Annotated in this window: 1 protein-coding gene; it reads left to right on the forward strand. The window is 55.8% G+C overall.

What is annotated here, in order from left to right:
- Positions 1 to 344: hypothetical protein (locus HMPREF2565_RS13900; RefSeq protein ID WP_168162653.1), on the forward strand; the 344-nt coding region annotated here is incomplete at both ends.

Consider the following 344-nt stretch of genomic DNA (forward strand, 5'->3'; position numbering starts at 1 on the left):
GATTGGACTGGTTCTTCCAACCTGTCTGAGCGTTGCATCAACACTGGTCTGGGTATTGGTATCCCGCTGCTGTTCCTGATTCCGGTTGGTCTGGCTTCCCAGATGAACATTCCGGGTCTGTCGGAGTTTGTTGCTCCGATTAACAAGCAGATTCAGGATCTGAATACCCGTCTGCAGCAGCAGGCTGGTCTGTTCAACGGCCCGTTGGCTGACCAGGTCAATGGCATCAATGCTCAGCTCAAGCGCTTCGGTGCTGACTACCAGCAGGCCGCTGGTGCTGTGGCTCTGATTGCTGCTGGTGCTTTGGCTATCGGCCTGTTGGCTGATGCTTGTGCACCGGGTGC

Source organism: Corynebacterium sp. HMSC072A04 (assembly GCF_001809235.1).
Classification (GTDB): domain Bacteria; phylum Actinomycetota; class Actinomycetes; order Mycobacteriales; family Mycobacteriaceae; genus Corynebacterium; species Corynebacterium hiratae.